Below are 15,162 nucleotides of genomic sequence, written 5' to 3' on the forward strand. Positions count from 1 at the left end.
TTCAGCTCAAAGTGGCGACGCTCATGTCTCCCTGTTCGGACAGGCGCGGGCCGAATTGGGAGGTGCTGACCGTAGCGCGGCCCGTGATGAGCTCGGCGCAGCGGCTGCCCAGCATCATGGCGGGGGCGTTCGTGTTGCCCGCGTTGATGTTGGGCATGGCCGAGAGGTCGCAGACGCGCAGGTTCTCGATGCCGCGGACGCGGAGCCTGGAATCGAGCACGGCCATCGGGTCGCTGGCTGTCCCCATTCGGCACGTGCCGCTCGGGTGATAGTTCGTTTTTACGAAGCGACGGCAATGCTTCATGATCGCCTCATCGCTCAGATCGTTCGGATCGGGGATCGAGATGCGCTCGATGCGCTCGGCCAAAGGACTGGTCCGGAAGGCGCGGATGAAGAATCGCTGACCATCAATCATGTTCCGGGCATCGTCGGGATGCTTCAGCAGATTGGGCGAGACGAGCGGCATATCGTCCGGATCGCTCGAGCGCAGGCGGACATAGCCGCGGGATTTCGGCTTCACCACCACCGTCGTGATCGTCAGCCCATAGGTGTCGTCGACAAGACCTAGCGTGTCGCGATCGAGATAGATGATGGGCACGCAGAAGGCTTGGATCGTGGGTTCCGCGTTCGGATCGGCCGGATTGACGAAGGCGCCGGCCTCGACACCGGCCGAGAGGATCGGGCCCGACCCGAAGAGCCGGAAATGAAGGCCGTTGAGGAGCATTCGCCAACCGACGCCCTGTCGGTAGTAGCCATACGGCCCATTCGCCTTCGCAATGAGCGGCACCTCCGGGTGGTCGATCAAATTCTCTCCGATACCGGGCAGGTCGGCGATGCAGGTGATTCCGTGCTCCCGCAGCTGATTGGCAGGGCCGATTCCGGACAGCATGAGAAGCTGCGGCGTGACGAGCGCGCCGGATGCGACGATGACCTCGCCATCCGCATAGACTTGATGATCCACACCCTTGGCGTCCCTATAGGTGACCCCTACGGCGCGACCGTTCTCGATCTCGATCTTGCGCACACGCGACTGGAGGCGGATGACGAGGTTCGGGTTGTCCGCGAGTGGCGCCAGGAAGGCATAGGCCGCGCTGCTGCGCCTGCCGCGCCGGTTCATGAACTGATAGAATCCGACTCCGCGCTGCTTCGGTCCGTTGAAGTCCGGGCTGAACGGCTCGCCCAGGGCTTGGATGGCCTGAACGAACCAGCGGGACATGTCGTTGATATGGCCGGGATCGGAGACGAGAAGCGGCCCGTCAGCGCCATGCAGCTCGTTATAGAGCCTGTTGTTGCCTTCCATGGTGTGGAAATGGGGCAGAACATCGGCCCAGCTCCAGCCGGGATAATCGTTCTCCCCGTGCAGCATGTCGTGCCACTCGTCGTAGTCGGACGGTCGGCCGCGCATATAGACCTGCGCGTTCACCGACGAGCCGCCGCCGAGAACGTTGGCCTGCGGAATATCGTGGACCCGGCCGTCCAGATGCTCCTGCGGCACCGTGTGATGATACCGCATGTATTTGCTGCCATTGATCATCTTGAAGATGCCGGGCGGCATGTCCAGGAGCCGATGACGGTGGGAGTATCCGCCTTCGAGCAGCAGCACGCGCGCACCTTCGTTCACCAGCCGCGCCGCGGCCACGGAGCCCGAAGATCCCCCGCCGACGATGATGTGGTCAAAACGCTCTTTCATTGCTTCACCTGGTTCCCTGTGGCCGAAGCGTGCGACGCCGGACGTCTCCGGCCGATCCGCGGCTCATGCCTTGATCGTCTCAAGCCCCTTCCAGTCGAAGGCGATGCCGTGGCCGGGCCGGTCCGGCGCCAGGGCAAAACCGTCCTGAATCTTGAGAGGCTCGGCAATGTAGCGTTCGAGCCCGAAACCGTGGGCTTCGAGATAGGAGCGGTTCGGACAGGCCGCGAGGAGATGAACGGTCACGTCATGCGCGCCGTGGCTGGTCACGGGCAGGTTGAAGGCCTCGGCCAGATGCGCGATCTTCATGAACGGGGTGACGCCGCCGCAATTGGTGACGTCCGGTTCCGGATAGGTCACGCCGCCGCCGGCCACGTAGAGCTTGAATTCCCAGAGCGTGCGCAGATTTTCGCCCGCCGCGATCGGAAGTCCGCCCTCACGCACGATGCGGGCGTGACCCGCCGGATCGTCGGGAATGGTCGGTTCCTCGAGCCAAGTGAGGTCGGAGGGCTGAAGGGCCCGCGCAGCGCGGATTGCGCCGTCGACGCTCCACTTCATGTTCGCGTCGGCCATCAGCGGGAAGCCGGTGCCCAGATGCTCGCGCATCGCCTGCACGCGCTCCACGTCCTCGAACAGATTGGCGCGGCCCACCTTCATCTTGATGGCGCGGAAGCCTTTCGCGAGATTGTCGTCCGTCTGGCGCAGGAGCTTGTCGAGGGGCAGTTCGAGGTCGATGCCGCCCGCATAGCAGGGCACGCGAGGATCATAACCGCCGAGGGCTTTCCAGAGCGGAAGGTTGGCGCGCTTCGCCTTGAGATCCCACAGGGCCATGTCGAAGGCCGAAAGCGCCAGGACTGTCGGGCCGCCGCGGCCGCCGTAGTGGAGGGCCCACCAGGCCTTGTGCCAGAGGCGCTCGATCTCGTCGGCCTCTTCGCTGTCCATGATCTCCGGCATTTCGCGAGCGAGGACCGCGTGGATGGCGGCGCCGTTGCGCCCGATCGTGAAGGTGTAGCCGACACCCTCCGCCCCGTCGGCGTCGCGAATGCGTACGGTGTTGAGTTCGAAAGCGCGCATCTCGCCATGCATGGAGTCGGTCAGAACGGTCGGCAGCGGGATGCGGTAGAAGCCGGGTTCGATGGAAGTGATCCGGGGCATGGTTGTCCTACGTTCGCGTCGTTGTCGAATGCGTTGCCGCCCTCAGGCCGCCTCTTCGGTGCGCATACTCAGACGCGCCTGGATGGCGACGACGAGCAGCAGGAACGCGCCGCGGATGACCGACTGCCAATAGGCGGACAGGCTGATCCAGCCGAGGCCGTTCTCGAAGTTAAGGATGTTGAAGATGAGCCCCAGCAGGAGCACGCCGGCGAGGGTCGAACCGACGGAGCCGACACCGCCCGTCAGGAGCGTGCCGCCTACGACGACGGCCGCGATGGCGAAGAGTTCCCAGCCGACGCCCTCGATGGGCTGGCCTGCGCCGAACTGCGCCGCGAGGATCACGCCTGCAAGGCCTGCGAGGCCGCCGCTCGCCAGATACACGAGCGCCTTCACCCGGTTCGCAGGCAATCCCATGAGGCGTGCCGCATCCTCGTTTCCGCCGATGGCGAGGACAGTGCGCCCGAATGAGGTGAGATTGAGGATGAGAGAGCCGAGGAGATAGGCGAACAGCGCGATCCAGGCCGGGATTGGAAAGCCGAGAAAATCCCCCTGACCGAGCTCGGTAAAGCCCGATTCATAGGACACCGAGACGGACTGGTTTCCCGCCAGCAGCAGCGCGCATCCGCTCGCCGCCAGCATCGTCGCGAGCGTCGCGATGAAGGGCAGAATGGCGAGCCGGGTGATGATGAAGGCGTTGCAGGCGCCGACCGCGAGCCCCGCAGCCAGTCCGCCGAGCAATCCGGGCAGGACGCCATAGGAAGAGAGCAGGGCGGCGACGACGCTGCCGAGAGCTGCCGTGGACCCGACCGACAGGTCGATGCCGCCGGTGATGATGACGAAGCACATCCCCAGTGCGACCAGCGCGAACATGCTGTTGTAGCGCAGGACCGACAGCACATTGAATGCACCGAGGAAGTTGTCGTACCGAAGCCAGCCGAACACGATGAGAGCCAGAAGCGCGAGAAGCACGCCGTAGCGACCGATGCCCTGAAACAGCTTGAGCGAGGTGGTGTTCATCGGCAACCTCAGCGATGGCTCTGCCGCTGCAGCCAGACGGCCAGAACGATGATGACGGCCTTCGCCACGAGGGCCGCCGCATCCGGAACGCCATTGGCAAGCAACGTATAGCGGACGAGCTGAATGATGAGCGCACCGACCAAAGTGCCTATCACTGTGGCGCGGCCGCCGGTGAGAAGCGTGCCACCCACGGCCACCGCCGCGATGGCATCGAGTTCCATGCCGAGGCCGACGAGATTGGCATCGGCGGCGGAGTTGCGAGCGATCACGATGAGACCTGCGATGCCGGAAAGCACTCCGCTGATGAGGTAAACCCGCTGCTTCACGGAGGTGACGGGGATTCCGGCAAGCCGGGCCGCGCGTTCGTTGCCGCCGATTGCCAGGATCTGTCTGCCGAAGACGGTTCGCCGGAGCATCCAGGCCGCAAGCGCTACGATGACGATCATCAGGATGGCCTGGAAGGGAATTCCGGAGACCCGTCCCAGGCCGATGAACTGAAAGCTCGGCAGGTTGAACACCTGCAGATTGCCGTTCGTGAACACCTGAGCGATGCCGCGCCCGGCGATGAAAAGCACGAGGGTCGCGATGATTGGTTGGATCCGCAGGCGCGTTACCAGCCATCCGTTGAACCAGCCGAGCGCTCCCGTCACCAGAACGGGTATGACGAACGCCAGCGCGATGCCGATGGCCGGGTGGGGCAGGGGAAAAAGCTTGCCGAGAAAGATCAGCGGCGCCAGCGCTCCCGCAATCGCCATGAGGGCACCGACGGAAAGGTCGATTCCACCGGTGGCGATGACCAGAGTCATCCCGACGCCGACGATCACGATGGTGCAAACCTGGGTGAGATTGACGTTGAGCGTCTGCAAGGTGGCGAAGTTGGGCGTGACGGCGAGATTGATCAGGATCAGGAGCGCCAGGGCGATCCAGGCGCCATGGCGCGTCAGCAGGGTTCTGACATCGACGCGGGGAGCCCTTTGTGCCGGAGGAAGGGTCGTGGCGGTTTCAGCCATGAGCGGCCTCCGGGGCGCTCTCATGCCCATGAGCCATGGCCGCCATGACGCTCTGCTCGTTCAACGCCTCACCCTTCAGTTCCGCGGCCGTATAGCCATCGCGGAGAACGAAGATGCGGCTTGTCGCCTCCACCACCTCTTCCAGTTCCGAGGAAATCATCAGCACGCCGAGCCCCTGGCCGGCCAGCTCCCGGATCAGGCTGAGGATCTCGGCCTTGGCGCCCACATCGATGCCGCGGGTCGGCTCGTCGAGGATGAGAAGCTTGGGGTTCATGCAGAGCCAGCGCGCCAGCAGCACCTTCTGCTGGTTGCCGCCCGAGAGTTCACGGATCCGCTGCTCCGGCCCGGAGCAGCGAATGCCCAGGCGCTTGATGAAACGGTCGACGATCTCGCGGCTGCGAGCCTCGTCCACGATGCCGCGTCGCGACAGATGCGGCATGAGCGCCAGCGTGAGGTTCTCGCGCACCGACATGTCGGGGATGATGCCTTCGAGCTTGCGGTCCTCCGAGCAGAAGCCCATGCCGGCCTGGATGGCGTCCGAGGGGGAGGCAATTGCGTTCTCACGGCCGGCGAAGGTGATCGTGCCGGAATCCGGCTTTTCGGCACCGAAAACGGCGCGGACGGACTCCGTCCGGCCTGCACCGAGCAGTCCGGCGAGACCGACGATTTCACCCGAGCCGACCTCGAAGCTGACGTCGCGGACCTTGCGCCCGGCGGCGAGATTTTGAACCGTCAGAACTGTCTGGCGACCATCGCCGATTGATGGGTCTGCATCGTGCGATTCCCGCAGAACCTGGGTGAGTTCGCGACCCAGCATGGACGTGACGAGATCGAGCCGCGATAGCTGGGTCATCGGGGCGACCTGTACGGTTCGGCCATCGCGCATGATGGTGACGCGGTCGCAGACGGCGTAGAGTTCGTCGAGCTTATGGCTCACGAAGATCACCGAGACGCCGGCTGCCTTGAGCTGGCGGATGACGCCGAAGAGCACCCGGACTTCGCGCTCATCCAGGGAGGATGTGGGCTCGTCCATGATGACGAGCTTGGCTTCGAACCCGATCGCGCGGGCAATGGCGACCATCTGCTGCACGGCGGTCGGATAAACCATGAGCGGGCGATGCACGTCGATGTCGATGTTGAAGCGTGCGAGGAGGGCGCGCGCATCTGCATGCATGGCGGGCCAGTCGAGAAGGCCGAAGCGGCGCTTCTCCCGACCGAGGCAGATGTTCTCAGTCACGGATCGATAAGGCACCAGGTTGATCTCCTGGTAGATCGTGCTGATCCCGGCCCTCTGCGCCTCCTGCGGCGACGAGAACTCGACCGGATTTCCGTCGAACAGGATTTCGCCGGCATCCTTCCTGTAATAGCCGGTCAGGATCTTGATCATGGTCGACTTGCCGGCGCCGTTCTGACCGATCAGCGCATGAACCTCGCCTCTCTCCACCACGAGCTCGGCTGCGCGCAAGGCCGGGATGCCGGCGAAGCGCTTGTCGATGCCGTGCATGGTGAGGAGCGGCGCCATGAAAGTTCCGGGTTCTGTCGGCCAAACGAAAGAGGCGCTGCCCGCATCGGCCGGCAGCGCCTTGGCGTTCAGTACGCGTCGGCGATGAGCTGGGCCGCGTTCGACTTGTCGAAGAAGCGGTCGGTGTTCACTACCCACGGCTGGATCTGCTCGCCTTTGGAAAAGCGAGCCAAGGTCTCGAAGGCTTTCGGTCCGAACTTAGGATTGCACTCCACGGTGGCGAGCATCTTGCCGTCGATGATGGCCTGCAGCGCATCGCGCGTGCCGTCGACGGAGACGACGATCACGTCCTTGCCCGGCTTCTTGCCGGCGGCCTCGAGAGCCGCGATGGCGCCAATCGCCATCTCGTCGTTGTGAGCATAGATCGCCGTTGCGTCGGGGTGGGCCTGCAGCAGCGTCTCGGCGACCTGACGGCCCTTGTCGCGGGCGAAGTCGCCGGACTGGGACGCCACGATCTTCATGCCCGAATGAGCCTTGATGTAATCCTCGAAGCCCTTGCGCCGATCATTGGCCGGCGAAGAGCCCGTGGTGCCTTCGAGCTGGATGATCTTGGCATTGCCATTGACGGCCTTGGTCAGGGCCTCAGCCGCGCGCTTGCCTTCGTCCACGAAGTCGGACCCGATGAAGGTGACATAATCCCGACCGGCCTTGGCGAGGCTCTGGTCCACGTTGCGGTCAAGCAGGACGACCGGAATGCCCGCCTTCTTGGCTGCCATGACGGCAGGGATGAGGGGCTTCTCCTCGCGCGGGGCCAGGAAGATCAGATCGACGCCCTGGGCAATCATCGAGTTGACATCGGCCACCTGCTTGGCGGCCGAACCGGCTGCGTCCGTATAGACGAGCTGGTGTCCGAGCTTCGCGGCTTCAGCCTTCATGCTCTCCGTCTGGGCAATGCGCCAGGGATTGTTGGACTCCGTCTGAGCGAAGCCGACCTTGTATTTGTCCTTCTGCTTCAGCTTGGGCAGCTCCTGCGCCGACACGCCGCCAAGTCCCAGGCCAAGGGCAGCCACACCCGTCGCAAGTGCAAGGAAAGTTCGTCTCAGCATCATCTTCCTCCATGAAGGTTTTCGCCCCTCTTGCCGGGGTTCGTTGTGTATTGCTGCAGCCCGTTCAGGGCTGCAGGTCTTCACCAGCGGACATAAGTGGTCTGCTTCCGCAGGTAGCCGTCGAAACCGTACTTGCCGTCCTCGCCGCCGAGGCCCGAATGCTTCCAGCCCGTATGGAAACCCTGGACGAGTTCCCCACAGGGGCGATTGACGTAGAGCTCACCGAATGAAAGCTCGCGGGAGAGGCGCATGACCCGGCGCAGATCGTTCGTGTAGACATAGGCCGACAGGCCGTAGCTCGTGTCGTTGGCGAAGGTCAGCGCCTGTTCGAAGCTGTCGACCGTCATCACCGGCGCCACCGGGCCGAAGATTTCCCGCTGCATCACCGGTGTCCGGTTGCTGTGAACCCGAAGCACGGTCGGCTCGAACCAGTGACCGCGTGCAAATTCGCCTTCCGTCAGCCGGTGTCCGCCGGCGAGCACCTCGGCGCCTGCCCCTATCGCCTCGTTGACGATCTCCTCGACCTTGTCGACCTCTGGCCGATTCACCTTCGGTCCCATATCGGGATTCGTCATGGGATCGGCGAGCTTCAGCGCTTTCACACGCGAGACGAACTTGTCGAGAAAGGGTTCCGCAATGGCCTTGTGCAGATACATGCGCTCGTTGCAGGTACAGATCTGTCCGCAATTCGTGAAGCGCGAGATGATCGCGGCCTCGACGGCCGCATCGACATCGGCATCCTCGAGGACGATGAAGGGTGCTTTGCCGCCCAGTTCCAAACGGACGACCTTCAGATCCTGCGCGCCTGCGGCATAGATCTCCCGCCCCGCGCGCACGCTGCCCGTCATGGTGACGAGATCGCTCAAGGGAGAACGCACGAGGGCATCGCCGACGGTACGCCCGTCGCCGGTCACCACGTTGAGCACACCTTTCGGCAGCCCGACCTCATGGGCGAGCCGGGCAATCTCGATGGCGGACAGGGGAGTGGATTCATGGCCCTTCACGACGATGGTGTTGCCTGCGACAAGGGCGGGACCGATCTTGCGGGCCGCCAGGGCCGCCGGGTAGTTCCAAGCCGTCAGGCCGACAACCACGCCGAAGGGCACGCGGCGGATCCAGACATCCTCGTTCGGATGGTCCGATGGGAGAAGATCGCCCTCGATGCGTCGCGCGTGCTCGGCCGCATAGGTGAGAAACGTCACGACGGCGTCGATCTCGCTCTCAGCTTGGTTCAGGGGCTTTCCCTGTTCGAGCACCACAATGCGTGCGAGGTGCGCCTTCTCCCGGCGGACGGCCGCGGCAAGATTGAGGATGTAGCCGGACCGCACGATGGGTGGCAGAGCGGCCCAGGCAGGCTGGGCAAGCTTGGCGGCCTCCAAGGCAGCCGTCGCATCGTTCACCGAGCCGGCAGGAACGGTTGCGAAAACCGACTCGTTCGCCGGATTCTCGACTTCCAGTCGACCAGGCGCCTGACCATCCGTCCAGGCTCCATCGATATACATTTGATAGTGGGTCACATTTTCCACGTGACGGGTTCCGGCCGGAGCGGTCATCGTGAGCCTCCGACACAAGACGCCCCTGGAAGGGGAAAGGCGGAGCCCGGCCCTGTCGTGCCTGCTGATGGCGTCACTCGTGTTTCCTCCGAGCTTGCTCAAGCTGAGCAACGTCAAACCAAACGTCGATTTTCGATCTATTTGGTAAGACCGAAACTAGGATGACGCAGCGGAATGTTGGCTGTCAAGGCGATTGTCTCGCGGAATGGATCTATAATCCTGTCCAACTGACCAAGTTTGACATGTTGAAGGATGGTCTTTGGTCGGACCATATGTTAGCCGGTGCAAAGGGGAGTTGTCTTCATTCGATGGGCCTATCGGCACGGATGATCTAGTGAGGGGCAAGCATGAATCGTGGATTGGGGTTGCTTGGCAAGGATCAGGTCGGGCGCCGATCGGATGTCGTCACGGCGGAGCTCGTGCGGATGATTCAATCCGGCGATCTTCAGGTGGGCGATCGCCTTCCCGCCGAACGAGAGCTGATGCACCGATATGGCGTGAGCCGGTCGGCCATCAGAGAAGCCATTGCCTCGCTGGCCAATCGTGGCCTTGTCATGACCCGCCTGGGACACCGTCCCATTGTGCGCAAGCTCGATTATGAGATCGCAATCGACAAGGTCGGAAAACTTGTCGGGCATCTTGTTGTGGACCGGGATGGAGTCTGGAACCTGTTCGACTCCCGCATCTTCCTCGAGGCGGCACTGGCGCGCTGGGCCGCCGGCCATGCACGGCGTGATGACATCGACGAGCTTCGAGCTGCATTGGAAGCCAATCGTCGGGCCATAGGCAATTCATCCCGGTTCGACGAAACCGATGCTGACTTCCACGCCGTCCTCTACCGGATCCCCGGCAATCCCATTTATCCGGTCGTTCACAAGGCTTATGTGGAGTGGCTCATCCAGCACTGGCGTTCCATGAAGCGTGGTGCGGATATCGACCAGATGAACTATGCAGGGCACGAAGCGATCTTCGATGCCATCGCAGCACGTGACCCGGACAGCGCGGAAGAGGCGCTGCGGCGCCACCTCGTCGCGGCGTGGGAGTTTGTGCGGTCGACATTTGCCAATAGGAGTCAGGTAGCCGGTCAACGACCGACTGCCGACGCTTGATCGTCATAGCTTGGCAATTGGGATTTTCCTGCTTGGATGTAGTGGAGCCTTTGGTCCAGCGAATGTCTCGCTCGTGCCCAGCGCCGTCGGACACCATGGCTGTATCTTCAGACAGATTCCGAAACCAACAACTCTAACCCGCGTTGACCAACCGTAGCAGTCTATCATCGTGAGGATAGGTGTATGCGTCGGTTCCTGCGTGACAACGGACTGTCGATCACGTTGTTCGTCCTGTTCCTGGTCTCTCTTGTCGGCCAGGCCCTTACGGGCTGGAGAGCTAACGCGGAGGAACTCCGCATGCATGAACTTCCCGCTATTGGCCTTCCGGAGTACCTGACCAGCGGCCACTTCATCTCGGCGGTGTTCGAGAATTGGGAAAGCGAGTTCCTTCAGATGGCAGCCTACGTGCTGCTGACCATTTTCCTATTCCAGAAAGGTGCGGCCGAGTCCAAGAAGCCCGATGATGACAACCCCGAGGACGAGACGCCGGAGAAGCGCCGCAGTGACCCCACTGCGCCCTGGCCGGTCCACCGCGGCGGACTGCTGCTGAAGCTCTATTCGCACTCGCTGAGCATCGCTCTAGTGGCGCTGTTCGTCCTATCCTTCTGGCTGCATCTGGCAGGCAGTACACAGCGGACGAACGAGGAAGCGCTTCAGCACCATCAGCAGATAAAGTCCATGGTTGAGATGCTGGCCGAGCCGGAGTTCTGGTACGAGAGCTTCCAGAACTGGCAGAGCGAGTTCCTGTCAATCGGGGTGCTGTTGGTGCTCGGCATCTACCTGCGTGAGCGCGGATCACCAGAGTCCAAGCCCGTAGCCGCGCCGCACACCGCGACGGGGCACTGACGAGCCACGAGGCAAGCGCTGGCGGGCCAAGTCGCAACCGTCGGATATCACCGGCAAGCTTCTTTGCTGCAGTGCAGCAACCCATCGGGATCCGGGACGTTGTCTGCTCTGGATGTGGATGGAGAGCGACACATGAGGAGCTTGGGGACCGGAGTTGACCGAAATGGGTCTCGGCATGGTGGTGCGGCAGGAATTGGTGGCGCCATGTCGGATCAGGGGCTCATGCGGAAGCGCACTGGAGGCTACCCTGTTCAGGAGCGTCACGAGTTCCGGCAATCTCTTCAGGTCAGCCGCTCGAGGTCGCGCGGGTGGCTTGCTCCTGTTCTGCTGGGCTCAGCTGCGGCTCTCGGAGGAGCGGTCATTTATAACCGTTGGCAAGCTCGCGATGCCGAGCGCCAATATCCGCCAATCGGCCGCTTTCTCGATGTCGATGGAGTGCGTCTGCACTACATCGAGCGCGGCCAGGGAGATCCGCTGGTGCTGATCCATGGCAACGGCACCATGATTCAGGACTTTACTGTCAGCGGCCTCGTCGACCGGCTGGCAGATCGCTATCGGGTGATCGTCATAGACCGCCCCGGCTACGGCTACAGCTCGCGCCCGCGCCAGCTCTGGACGCCCTATGCCCACGCCCGTCTGTTTCGCGAGGCATTGGCGCAGCTCGGAGTCGAGCAGGCTGTAGTCTACGGGCACTCCTGGGGCACGCTCGTGGCCATGGCCCTCGCACTGGAGTTTCCCTCGCTGGTGCGTGGTCTCGTTCTGGGTTCGGGCTACTACTATCCCACCCTGCGTGCAGACACGTTCCTGTTTTCGCCACCGGCGATCCCGGTGATCGGCGATGCCATGCGCTACACAGTCTCTCCGCTCGTTGCACGCGCGATCCTGCCGGGCATGATCAAGCAGATGTTCCAGCCGGCCGCCGTGCCGGATCGCTTCGACCGCCTGTTCCCGAAGCCGCTGATGCTGCGCCCGGGGCAGCTTCGAGCCGCAGCAGAGGACGCGGCGCTGATGGTTCCGTCAGCCATGGAATTGAAGCGACACTACCGTAGCATAACGATGCCGGTGACGATCATCACGGGTGCGGACGATCAGATCGCGGATGTAGAGCGCCAATCCTCGCGGCTGCACCGAGAGCTGCCGCAGAGCGAATTCATCGCTCTTCCCGGTTTGGGTCACATGATTCACCACCTGGCTCCGGAGGCCGTCGTCGAAGCAATTGATCGCACTCAGCAACAATCCGACTCCGCGCAGGTCCCATGATTGAACATCCTGTGCCCTCCGACGATGCTACTCGGAGGTGGATGCAGCGTCGCGGAATATCTCCCTAAGAGCGCCCCTCAGTGTCGGGTGCGCCGGCCGACCCTCGACCGGCGTGAGAAAGTCATTGATCCCGAAGCGCTGCGTTCCATGTGCAGCCCGTCCATCTTGATCAGGGCTCTCGTCGATCCAGGTATGTTCCACATAAAGGCTCGGCGCCTCGGTCTCGAGAACGAGGTGCCACCAGTCGCCTAGGTTCTCCGCCGGACGATCCGGCGCAAAGGCCATCTCACGCTTGAAGACAGGCATCTGCTTCCTTGGTGAACGATCCTCACAGCTCCGGACAGGCCGATGATACAACGACGTAGAAACGTCTGCGGATCGGTCAAGCGGGGAATTTGTGCCTCTGAGGGCTCGGCCGCGCCGTAAGCTTCCGAGGTCGAAGAGAAGACTTGGCGTGCGGACCGTCGGGACCAGTAGCCACCTAGACCCGCACGATGCGCTAGAGCCTCGACCCAGGGCTCGCCGAGAGCACGCCTACAGCCTCTTCCTTCCGGCTCAAGCTTTCAAGTGAACGGTCGCGAGGACGGTGCATTCGGCATCTGGCGGAAAGTCCGCAGCGACGCGCAGCCAATTGCCGAAGTGCTTCACGCGAAGAACGGCAATTCCACCCTCGCGCGAAGGCATCGGGATCTCGGTGCCTTCGGCCACCCAGCGCATGCCGTCAGGCGAGATCTCGACCCGCGCCAAGGGTTGTTCGCCCTTGGGCTCCTTCAATGCTCGCACGAAGATGACGGCCTCGCGGGCCCAACCCGCTTCGAAAGGCTCTGTCGCCGCGCGACCCGACCAGCGCTCGTTGCGGCCGACCACAAGGGTAATGTTCTCGGGCAGCATCAGAAATCTCCCGAGATGCAGACGGAATCGACATACAGGAAAGCGCGCTTATCCGCATCGGTTTCGGCGAAAAGGCAGAAGTTCAGCATGCACCAGAGATTTTTCATTGCCGGTATGCGGATCGACTCGAAGCCCGACATGTCGAACGTGCGATCGTTGCAGCGGAAGGACAGGGCTTTCATCTCCGCCAGATCGAAATCGAAAGCGAGATAGGTCCAGTTTATCTTGGTCGGGATCTCGTTGTAGCACAGGCGCTGCGCGCCTCCGGGCAAGTCCTCCCAGTCTTCCTCCGCCAGATGATAGTGGCTGAGGGTCTTGTTGGTGTTGCCGATCGGCTTCAGTTCGGTGGTCCGGCGCTTGAACTGCCACTTCTGCACATGTTGACCGTCCAGCGCATTGAGGAAGCGCAGATGGGGCATCACGCGCTCGCCGCCATCGTCCTGGTCGCCCGACTGCAGATCGAACAGGAAGCCGACGGAACGCACGTCGGTTTCGCTGAGCTTGAGTTCCGTCGCCTCCGGCTTGAAGGTGAAATAGACCTCGAACCGGATCCTACCACGCTGGCGGAAGGTGTGCCGCTTGATGGCGACGTTCTGCGCTCCCTTGCGCGGACGCGTCGCGATTTTGAGGGCGTAGGACGATCCCATGCCGCCATGCGATCCGGAATCCCAATGCGGCAGCGTCGAGAGCATTGCGCTCGTATGCTGAGCGTAGCCGGGCAGCATCGTATCGAGATCGTTCTCGTAATTGCCGACGAGCTGCGACCAGCCGCAATAGCCGGTGGAAAAGCAGTCGTGACTGATGATGCGCGGCAGGGGATCGAACCGGCTGAGCTTGGGATCGGCGCGCAGCAGCGCAAGCCGCATGGCCTCGGTCAGGTCGTTCGTCGGCATAGTCGAAGTCATTCTCGTCTCCATGCTCCGCTATGCGCGAAGCCGCGCGACTGCATCCCAGTCGATCTCGATGCCGAGCCCGGGGCCGGTCGGGACCGGCAGCATGCCGTTCTTCTGCCGGTCGGCGCCGGGCGCTGCGCCTGTCAGAGCGGTCTTGAACGGGCTGGAATCCGTCTCGCATTCCATGGCGCGAATGTTCGGCATCGCCGCGGCAAGATGTACGCTCGCCGTTTCGCAGACGATGCCGGACATGCCGATATGGGGCGCATATTGAACATCATGCGCGGCAGCGAACTCGGCCATGCGACGCGTCTCGCTGATGCCACCGGAACGGGCAACGTCCGGCTGAAGGTAGGAGAGCGTCTGGTTGGCGACGAGCCGCATCGCCTGATCAAGCGTATAGTTGCTTTCGCCTGCCGCAAGCGGCGTGGCGCATCGGCGGTGAAGCTCTTCGTAGCCGGCCTCGTCCTCCGGCCTCAGTGGCTCTTCGAACCAGAAATAGGCGTTGTCGGACAAAGCGCGGCCCACTTCGACTGCCTCTTCCAGCGTATAGGCCCAATTGGCATCGACGCAGAGCTCGATCTCGTCGCCCGCACGTTTGCGCAGGCGGGCAATGCGCCGGCATGCATCCCTGACCGGGTTCGCGATCTTGATTTTGATCCGCGGGAATCCCTTCTCCAGGTAGCCGTCGAGCTCACGGTCCATGAACTCGTCGCTGCCCCAGTTCACGGAAGCCGCATAGACAGGCACTTCCGTGCGGCCCATGCCGCCGAGCAGGCGATGAACCGGCAGGCCGGCCACCTTGCCGAGGATGTCCCAAAGGGCGATGTCCACCCCGGAGATCGCCTCGAACAGCATGCCGCCGGCGCGTCCGGAAAGAGCACGCCGCATCGTGCGCCAATGGGCTTGGATATCGGTGGGATTGCCGCCGACCAGGCGCGGCTTCAGCGAGGTCTCGATCAGCTCCGCATAGGCCTTCGGGGAAAAGCGCGCCAGCGCCTCACCGACGCCCGTGATGCCGGCATCGGTTCGTACCTCGACCAGTACGATCGAGACGTCAGTATACGTCCCCCACGAGGTCACGGTCGGCCGCGGCAGTCTCTGCGTCAGCGGATGGGCGATCACGTCGGTGATGCGGATCTCCGCGCTGTTCGTTCCCGTCGGCACCCATTC

The 15,162-nt window shown here is 62.9% G+C and carries 14 protein-coding genes; 3 read left to right on the forward strand and 11 right to left on the reverse strand.

The genetic code is table 11. From position 1 onward, the window contains the following. Window position 1 precedes the first annotated feature (1 nt). The 7 genes from BB934_RS24635 to aldA form a co-directional block, all read right to left on the reverse strand. A complete protein-coding gene (locus tag BB934_RS24635) occupies window positions 2–1,690 on the reverse strand; it encodes a GMC family oxidoreductase (RefSeq protein WP_099512037.1) in 1,689 nt (562 codons plus the stop codon). A gap of 63 nt (window positions 1,691–1,753) precedes the next feature. Beyond that, a complete protein-coding gene (locus BB934_RS24640; RefSeq protein ID WP_099512038.1) occupies window positions 1,754–2,842 on the reverse strand; it encodes a mandelate racemase/muconate lactonizing enzyme family protein in 1,089 nt (362 codons plus the stop codon). 42 nt (window positions 2,843–2,884) lie between these two features. Then, window positions 2,885–3,859, reverse strand: coding sequence for an ABC transporter permease (locus BB934_RS24645; protein ID WP_099512039.1), 975 nt, complete (start codon window positions 3,857–3,859; stop codon window positions 2,885–2,887). A gap of 8 nt (window positions 3,860–3,867) precedes the next feature. Next, on the reverse strand, window positions 3,868–4,869 hold the full coding sequence (locus BB934_RS24650) for an ABC transporter permease (protein WP_099512040.1): 1,002 nt from the start codon (window positions 4,867–4,869) through the stop codon (window positions 3,868–3,870). Continuing rightward, window positions 4,862–6,391 (reverse strand): sugar ABC transporter ATP-binding protein, encoded by a 1,530-nt coding sequence (locus BB934_RS24655; protein WP_099512041.1) that lies wholly within the window; start codon window positions 6,389–6,391, stop codon window positions 4,862–4,864. The genes BB934_RS24650 and BB934_RS24655 overlap by 8 nt, the downstream gene beginning before the upstream one ends. A gap of 68 nt (window positions 6,392–6,459) precedes the next feature. Beyond that, window positions 6,460–7,440, reverse strand: a complete 981-nt coding sequence (locus tag BB934_RS24660) for an ABC transporter substrate-binding protein (protein ID WP_099512042.1) — start codon at window positions 7,438–7,440, stop codon at window positions 6,460–6,462. 77 nt (window positions 7,441–7,517) lie between these two features. Further along, a complete protein-coding gene (aldA, locus tag BB934_RS24665) occupies window positions 7,518–8,990 on the reverse strand; it encodes an aldehyde dehydrogenase (RefSeq protein WP_099512043.1) in 1,473 nt (490 codons plus the stop codon). Between the two features lie 425 nt (window positions 8,991–9,415). Between aldA and BB934_RS24670 the strand changes: the two genes are divergently transcribed. The 3 genes from BB934_RS24670 (at window position 9,416) to BB934_RS24680 (ending at window position 12,205) form a co-directional block, all read left to right on the forward strand. Further along, the gene (locus BB934_RS24670; protein ID WP_237050088.1) at window positions 9,416–10,099 is read left to right on the forward strand and encodes an FCD domain-containing protein; all 684 of its coding nucleotides are present in this window, start codon (window positions 9,416–9,418) and stop codon (window positions 10,097–10,099) included. Window positions 10,100–10,282: 183 nt separating this feature from the next. Continuing rightward, window positions 10,283–10,945, forward strand: a complete 663-nt coding sequence (locus BB934_RS24675; protein ID WP_099512045.1) for a DUF6766 family protein — start codon at window positions 10,283–10,285, stop codon at window positions 10,943–10,945. Window positions 10,946–11,167: 222 nt separating this feature from the next. Continuing rightward, window positions 11,168–12,205: an alpha/beta fold hydrolase gene (locus BB934_RS24680; protein WP_099513197.1), complete on the forward strand. Its 1,038-nt coding sequence runs from the start codon at window positions 11,168–11,170 to the stop codon at window positions 12,203–12,205. 27 nt (window positions 12,206–12,232) lie between these two features. Here BB934_RS24680 and BB934_RS24685 read toward each other — a convergent pair whose 3' ends face one another. The 4 genes from BB934_RS24685 to BB934_RS24700 form a co-directional block, all read right to left on the reverse strand. Next, the gene (locus BB934_RS24685; RefSeq protein WP_099512046.1) at window positions 12,233–12,511 is read right to left on the reverse strand and encodes a hypothetical protein; all 279 of its coding nucleotides are present in this window, start codon (window positions 12,509–12,511) and stop codon (window positions 12,233–12,235) included. A 249-nt stretch (window positions 12,512–12,760) separates the two neighbouring features. Then, complete coding sequence (locus BB934_RS24690) at window positions 12,761–13,096, reverse strand: hypothetical protein (protein ID WP_099512047.1); 336 nt, start codon at window positions 13,094–13,096, stop codon at window positions 12,761–12,763. Then, window positions 13,096–13,962: a DUF6772 family protein gene (locus tag BB934_RS24695; protein ID WP_099513198.1), complete on the reverse strand. Its 867-nt coding sequence runs from the start codon at window positions 13,960–13,962 to the stop codon at window positions 13,096–13,098. Before BB934_RS24695 ends, BB934_RS24690 begins: the two co-directional genes overlap by 1 nt. Before the next feature lie 57 nt (window positions 13,963–14,019). Then, window positions 14,020–15,156 carry a mandelate racemase/muconate lactonizing enzyme family protein gene (locus tag BB934_RS24700; RefSeq protein WP_099512048.1) on the reverse strand — a complete coding sequence of 379 codons (1,137 nt, stop codon included), beginning with the start codon at window positions 15,154–15,156 and terminating at the stop codon, window positions 14,020–14,022. Between the last annotated feature and the right edge of the window lie 6 nt (window positions 15,157–15,162).

The organism is Microvirga ossetica (assembly GCF_002741015.1).
Classification (GTDB): Bacteria; Pseudomonadota; Alphaproteobacteria; order Rhizobiales; family Beijerinckiaceae; genus Microvirga; species Microvirga ossetica.

Bases quoted from the DNA above. Each gene is read 5' to 3' on its own strand.
- aldA (WP_099512043.1), bottom strand. From the start codon at position 8,990: ATGACCGCTCCGGCCGGAACCCGTCACGTGGAAAATGTGACCCACTAT.
- BB934_RS24670 (WP_237050088.1), top strand. From the start codon at position 9,416: ATGATTCAATCCGGCGATCTTCAGGTGGGCGATCGCCTTCCCGCCGAA.
- BB934_RS24640 (WP_099512038.1), bottom strand. From the start codon at position 2,842: ATGCCCCGGATCACTTCCATCGAACCCGGCTTCTACCGCATCCCGCTG.
- BB934_RS24690 (WP_099512047.1), bottom strand. From the start codon at position 13,096: ATGCTGCCCGAGAACATTACCCTTGTGGTCGGCCGCAACGAGCGCTGG.
- BB934_RS24660 (WP_099512042.1), bottom strand. From the start codon at position 7,440: ATGATGCTGAGACGAACTTTCCTTGCACTTGCGACGGGTGTGGCTGCC.
- BB934_RS24695 (WP_099513198.1), bottom strand. From the start codon at position 13,962: ATGCGGCTTGCGCTGCTGCGCGCCGATCCCAAGCTCAGCCGGTTCGAT.
- BB934_RS24645 (WP_099512039.1), bottom strand. From the start codon at position 3,859: ATGAACACCACCTCGCTCAAGCTGTTTCAGGGCATCGGTCGCTACGGC.
- BB934_RS24655 (WP_099512041.1), bottom strand. From the start codon at position 6,391: ATGGCGCCGCTCCTCACCATGCACGGCATCGACAAGCGCTTCGCCGGC.
- BB934_RS24685 (WP_099512046.1), bottom strand. From the start codon at position 12,511: ATGCCTGTCTTCAAGCGTGAGATGGCCTTTGCGCCGGATCGTCCGGCG.
- BB934_RS24635 (WP_099512037.1), bottom strand. From the start codon at position 1,690: ATGAAAGAGCGTTTTGACCACATCATCGTCGGCGGGGGATCTTCGGGC.
- BB934_RS24680 (WP_099513197.1), top strand. From the start codon at position 11,168: ATGCGGAAGCGCACTGGAGGCTACCCTGTTCAGGAGCGTCACGAGTTC.
- BB934_RS24650 (WP_099512040.1), bottom strand. From the start codon at position 4,869: ATGGCTGAAACCGCCACGACCCTTCCTCCGGCACAAAGGGCTCCCCGC.
- BB934_RS24675 (WP_099512045.1), top strand. From the start codon at position 10,283: ATGCGTCGGTTCCTGCGTGACAACGGACTGTCGATCACGTTGTTCGTC.